This window comes from Brevibacterium picturae, from assembly GCF_030453725.1.
Lineage (GTDB): Bacteria > Actinomycetota > Actinomycetes > Actinomycetales > Brevibacteriaceae > Brevibacterium > Brevibacterium sandarakinum_A.
Map to the genome: position 1 here is coordinate 1 of NZ_JAKDJU010000178.1, position 5,876 is coordinate 5,876.

General features: G+C 62.3%; 5 protein-coding genes. 4 read left to right on the forward strand and 1 reads right to left on the reverse strand.

Translation table 11 applies throughout. The features are described 5' to 3' along the window. Positions 1-34 precede the first annotated feature (34 nt). The gene (locus L0G76_RS13445) at positions 35-1,057 is read left to right on the forward strand and encodes a sugar phosphate isomerase/epimerase family protein (RefSeq protein ID WP_304357683.1); all 1,023 of its coding nucleotides are present in this window, start codon (positions 35-37) and stop codon (positions 1,055-1,057) included. A 2-nt stretch (positions 1,058-1,059) separates the two neighbouring features. Here the strand turns inward: L0G76_RS13445 and L0G76_RS13450 are convergent, their stop codons facing one another. Next, positions 1,060-1,818: a LysE family translocator gene (locus L0G76_RS13450; protein ID WP_304357684.1), complete on the reverse strand. Its 759-nt coding sequence runs from the start codon at positions 1,816-1,818 to the stop codon at positions 1,060-1,062. A 217-nt stretch (positions 1,819-2,035) separates the two neighbouring features. Between L0G76_RS13450 and L0G76_RS13455 the strand changes: the two genes are divergently transcribed. The 3 genes from L0G76_RS13455 to L0G76_RS13465 all read left to right on the forward strand — a co-directional run bounded on the left by L0G76_RS13455 (position 2,036) and on the right by L0G76_RS13465 (position 5,840). Then, on the forward strand, positions 2,036-2,785 hold the full coding sequence (locus L0G76_RS13455; protein WP_304357685.1) for a M50 family metallopeptidase: 750 nt from the start codon (positions 2,036-2,038) through the stop codon (positions 2,783-2,785). A 72-nt stretch (positions 2,786-2,857) separates the two neighbouring features. Further along, positions 2,858-3,535, forward strand: a complete 678-nt coding sequence (locus L0G76_RS13460) for an HAD family hydrolase (RefSeq protein ID WP_304357686.1) — start codon at positions 2,858-2,860, stop codon at positions 3,533-3,535. Between the two features lie 274 nt (positions 3,536-3,809). Next, on the forward strand, positions 3,810-5,840 hold the full coding sequence (locus tag L0G76_RS13465; protein ID WP_304357687.1) for an HNH endonuclease signature motif containing protein: 2,031 nt from the start codon (positions 3,810-3,812) through the stop codon (positions 5,838-5,840). Positions 5,841-5,876 lie beyond the last annotated feature (36 nt).

Genomic DNA, 5,876 nt, shown 5'->3' on the forward strand with positions numbered 1-5,876 from the left:
CTGAAGAGGCCGAATACTCTGCAAAGGAGCAGCGATGACCGAAACTTCGCATCCCGTCACCCTATTCACCGGCCAATGGGCCGATCTGCCGTTCGAGGAGGTGGCCCGGCTGGCGGCGTCCTGGGGCTATGACGGACTGGAGATCGCATGTTCGGGCGATCACCTCGATCTGGCCAGGGCCGATGAGGATCCGGCGTACCTGCAGTCACGTCTCGACATATTGGACAGGCACGGTCTCAAGGTCTGGGCGATCTCGAACCACCTGGCGGGCCAGGCCGTGTGCGATGATCCGATCGACTTCCGCCATCAGGCGATCGTGCGCGACTATGTGTGGGGCGATGGCGAGGCCGAAGGCGTGCGCCGGAGAGCCGCCGAGGACATGAAGCGGGCGGCCCGTGTGGCCCGAAGACTCGGCGTGGACACAGTCGTCGGGTTCACCGGATCGAAGATCTGGCCGTATGTGGCGATGTTCCCACCTGTCCCCGCCGATGTCATCGATGCCGGCTACGAGGACTTCGCCAACCGGTGGAATCCCATCCTCGATGTCTTCGACGGTGAAGGTGTGCGTTTTGCTCACGAGGTTCATCCGTCCGAGATCGCCTACGACTACTGGACGACGGTGCGGGCGTTGGAGTGCATCGATCACCGGGAAGCATTCGGCCTCAACTGGGACCCGAGCCACCTGCTGTGGCAGGGACTGGACACGATCGGCTTCATCACCGATTTCGCCGATCGCATCTACCACGTCGACTGCAAAGACACACGGCTTCGGCCTGCGAGCGGACGGAGCGGAATCCTCGGTTCACACCTGACCTGGGGCGATCCTCGGCGAGGGTGGGACTTCGTGTCGACAGGGCACGGGGACATGCACTGGGAGGATGCGTTTCGAGCGCTGAGGTCGATCGAGTACACCGGGCCGATCTCGATCGAATGGGAGGACGCCGGTATGGACCGGCTCCATGGTGCCGCCGAGGCGGTCGTCCGTATCCGTGAGCTGCTGTGGAAGCGACCGGAGGCTTCCTTCGACGCCGCGTTCTCCAACCAGCGGGAGACGTGACGCTACTGACTGGCGAAGGCCAGCGTTCCGCCGAGGCCGATGAGCATGCCGCCGCCGATTCCGCGGATACGCGACATCCGCCTCGGCGAGCGGGCGAACCAGCTTCGCGCTGTGCCGGCGATGAAGGCCCAGGATCCGTCCGAGAACAGGGCGAGGGCCTGGAAGAGGAGGCCGAGGACGATCATCTGCAGCGGGACGTGGCCGGCCTCGATCGAGACGAACTGGGGCAGGGCCGCGACGAAGAAGATGATCGTCTTCGGGTTCGAGATGCCGACGATGAGGCCCTGCATGAACATCGAGCGGTAGCTGAGCTCCCGCCCGGCAGGGACGAATGAGGCTGCGGCGGTCTCGGGATCGACCGCGGCGTCGGGATCGACTGGGGCGTTGGCATCGACCGCGGCGTCGGCTTCGAGGGATGCAGATCTGTCGTCGGCATGCGAGGCCGACGGGTCCTCGGGCACCTCATTGCCGTTTCTGCGGTGTCGAATTCCCTGAACGCCCAAGTAGACGAGATAGCCGGCGCCGAGGATTTTCACGATCGTGAAGATGACGACCGACTGGGCGACGATGGTGCCCACGCCGAATGCCACGGCCACGATGATCGGAATGATGCCGACGCTGCCGCCGAGCACGCTCGTCAGTCCCGAGCGTCTGCCGTGGGAGAGCGATTGGCCGACGACGAAGAGCACCGTCGGCCCGGGGATCACGATGATGACGAGGGCGGCGGCGAGAAAGGCGAGAAGAGCGTCGGTGGTCGGCACAGAAGAATTCTATGGTCGCGGCCGAAGCGCGGGTAAGGGGCTGACGTGGAGAGTTCGATCACAGGCCGGACGGTCTGCGGTTATACGGTCTGCGGTTCAGACGGCCGACTGTTCCGACGGCCGACCCTGAGGACGCCACTCAGACTCGGTTCCTAGACTGGGCCGCAATGAACGAGCAGCTGATGGCAGTGGGACCGGAATCGGTGGAGGTGCGCGCATGGATCTGAAGCAGGGCGTATCGACCTGGTGGGATGCCATCACGTCCGGATTCGGCCGCCAGGACGGCCTCGAGCCCGATGCCGTGCAGCTGCTGCTCGTCCTCGGAATTCCGCTGGCCGTGACGCTGACGCCGGGAGTCTGGCGCTTCTTCGGCATGTTCGTCACCTTCGTGCACGAACTCGGCCACGCCTTCGCTGCGCTGATGACCGGTCGCGTAGTCAAGGGGATCTCCCTGAACTTCGACCACTCCGGGCAGATGAATTCCTTCGGCAAGGTCGGTTTCTCCGCCACCTGGTCGGGTTTCTGGGGGTACCCGGCACCCGGCGTCCTCGGACTGGTTCTCATCACCTCGGCGGTCCAGGGCTGGGCACCTTTGGCACTGTCGGTCGGTGCGCTCATCCTGCTCGTCGCCCTCATCTTCATTCGGAACCTCGCCGGCGCCGCGATCGCCGTGGTCACGGCCGTGGCCGCACAGCTCGTCGTCGTGTTCCTGCCGGTCGAATGGATCTCCGTGTTCGTCGCCGGCCTGGGCACGGCCCTGGCGATCGGCTCACTCAAGGACCTCGTCAAGGTCATCCGCGTGCACACTCGCCGGCGCCGCATCCAACAGTCCGACGCCTACATCCTTGCCCAGGGATCGAGCTTGCCCGCTGGGGCTTGGCTGACCTTGTTCACGCTGGTCATCGTCGCTTGTGCGCTCGTCTCTGCGTACATCCTCTACTCGGCATCCACGGTTTCGGTCGGCTGATCCGGGCTCCCTTCGGGTCGCTCGCGACCGAGGGTGAGAGCAGGAGTCAGGGCCGAATGGCAGAATCGGGGTATGGATCTGAGCCCGAAATATGCTGCTGTTCTGTTCGACTGCGACGGAGTCCTCGTCGATTCTGAGCGCCTCACGAACACGGTTCTGTGGGAGATGCTCAATGAGCTGGGATGGCAGATCTCACGCGATGAGTGCGTGTCCCGGTTCGTCGGGAAGATGCTCCGCGATGAGGCAGACGTCATCGAGGAGCATTCCGGTTACCGCATCGACGCCGAGTGGCTCAGCCGGTTCCGTGAACGTCGCAACGACGCGCTCGAAATGTCATTGGAGGCAATCCCAGGAGTCGCCGAGGCGGTGCGTGCCCTTGCCGCCGCCTACCCCGGCCGGCTCGCGTGCGCGTCGAGCGCCGACCGCCCCAAGATCAACCTGCAGCTGCGCAAGATCGGACTCTTCGACGTCTTCGACGACCGGATCTTCTCCGGAATGGAACTGCCTCACTCGAAACCGGCTCCGGACGTGTACCTGGCGGCCGCTGATGCCTTGGGTGTCGACCCGGCCGAGACTGCAGTGATCGAGGATTCGCCGACCGGTGTGACGGCCGGCGTTGCGGCGGGTGCGCACGTCTTCGGCTTCTGTCCCGACTCGCCTGTCCATCAGCGGCCCGAGGTGCTGACGGAGTTCGGTGCCGGTGAGACTTTCGATGCCATGGATCAGCTGCCGGGGCTTCTTATGCGGTGAGAGCGGGCAGTCGCGCCGAGGCGCTGGTGCTTCGGCAGCGAGCCTTGGTGCAGCCCGTATGGGCAGGGTGATCCTGTCGTGTGATCCGGGTGGGCTCGGCGATCCATGTTTCGCTCATCAGGTCCACTCGTAGTTTCGTTCATGAGGTCCTCTCGTATGCATTCAGGCTCGAATACATTTAGAACAAAAATAAGTTTGTTACTCTATTGTGATGGTAATAATCTGCGCCAGTGAGTAGAATTGGGGTACGCACTCACACCGACGTGAAGAGCAGGTGACCACAGTGAAGCGCCCCTCCGGACCCGACAGCACCGCTTCCGAACCTGCCCATGATCCCAAGGATGCGTCTGCAAACGAGAGCCGCAGGAGCAATTCCACCGCAGGTTTCGATGATGATCCGCCAAGCTCGGGACGTCGCCTTCGCATTGCTCCGGATTCGCCCTTCGCCGATGCAGCTGCGGTCTTTGCAGCCAGTGATCTCGCGCAGCTGTCCGCTCTGGATGTCTCTGCCGAACTGTTCTTCAACGAGGTGGTCGAACATCTGCATCTGCACAACCCCTGCCCTGGCGAACCGTACGCCCACGCGACGATCGCCGAGACGGTCCGCAGGTTCCAACGCGCCGCGAAACGGCCACGGGCGAGAAGGGCAGAGAATTCGAAGGGAAAGAAGAATCGGCTGCCCAACTTCCCGCGCTTCAGGCTGGACCAGACCTTCTACAACTGGGTGCACGAACTGTCGCAGGCAGAGGATATCGCGGAGTTCACGACAGTCCTAGGCACAACCACCGCTCGCGCATATATCCAGATCACCTCGGGAATGCTTCTTGTGCACGGGTTGCCCAAGTTCTTTGCGCGGTGCGTGGCCGGGGACTTCACCATCGAACATGCGAATGCCACCGCATATGCGTGCCGCGACGTGAAATTCGAGAATCTGCCACTCATCGACGATTACCTAGCCGAACGCCGACCCGACATCACGATCGAAACCTTCAAGAAGTCCCTCGGCATGAAGATCGCTGTGCTCGAACCCCTCGAAGAACGTGTCGAAGAGGCGAGCAAGCGCCGACGCGTTGACATCTCAACTGCTCCGGACGGAACGGCATACCTCACGCTGACTGGGCCGGCACCCGAACTGCAGGCTTGCTACATTCGGATCGCAGCATTTGCGAAAGCTATACGGTCTGGGAACATCGCTCCATTCGGCGACCAGGTGGAACCGGGAATGTCGATTGATGACGATCGCGGCATCGCTGCCCTCATGTTCGACATCCTCACGCGGACATGCCCTCAACTCAACATACAGGTGACCTCGAATAACACCACGACCGGACAGACCTCGACCCGCGAAATTCCGTTGGACCTCCCCGATGGTGCCTCGTTGACCCCCGCTGATGTGGTCAACGCAGTGAATGCGGGCCTGGCCAGCGGAGTCTCGGGCAGTGACGACGCGGATAGAGGCCACACGGATGGTGGCCACACGGACAGAGGCCACTCGGACGAAGACGGCCCGGCTTCAGAGACTCAAGCAGAGGTCGTTCTGAGGATGCCGACCCACGGACAATGGCTCGATTCGCAGGCGAAGATGGTCACCACGGTTCCATTCCTCACTCTCGCCGGCGAATGCGAATTGCCTGGCGTATTTTCAGACGACTCACCGATCCCAGCTGACACGGCTCGACGGATTGCCGGACATTCGAAGACCTGGACCCGAATGCTCACCGATCCTGCCACGGGAACCCCGGTCGATGCCAAGGCCAAGACCTATCAGATTCCCTCGAATGTCCGGCAGACGCTGGTCGCGAAATGGCGGACATGCACAATCCCAGGGTGCCTAGGTCGCGCGGAGAACACGGAGATCGATCACATCATCCCCTTTGACCGCGATCACCCCGAAAGGGGAGGACTCACTCGGTTCGGGAACTTGCATTGTGTCTGCAAACTGCACCACCAGGCCAAGACCGATCGCAAATACTCGGTGCGCATGTCCCGCACCGGCGTTCTGGAATATGTGTTTCGACATGGCATCACCACTGAAGTCGCTCCCGGTGACCATCCGATCAACGCAGCCCACGCAAAACTGTTCGATGAGATGCGTCCAAAGGACGCCAAATCACTTGATCCTCCCGAACCGAGAGCTCGATCTGAAGATCAGCCGATGCATGGTGATATACGGAAAGCAAGGAAGCGGCCAGGGCCGAAGGCGACGGGCGAACAGCCCGGGTGGGTGAAGAACAGCTCGATGCTCAGACCACTGGCAAAGAAGAACGAATGGATTTGGGACTCAGGAGGACCGCCGCCGTTCTAGCACCTGAGCTGCAGAGCCCTACCGAAAGCAGAGCCG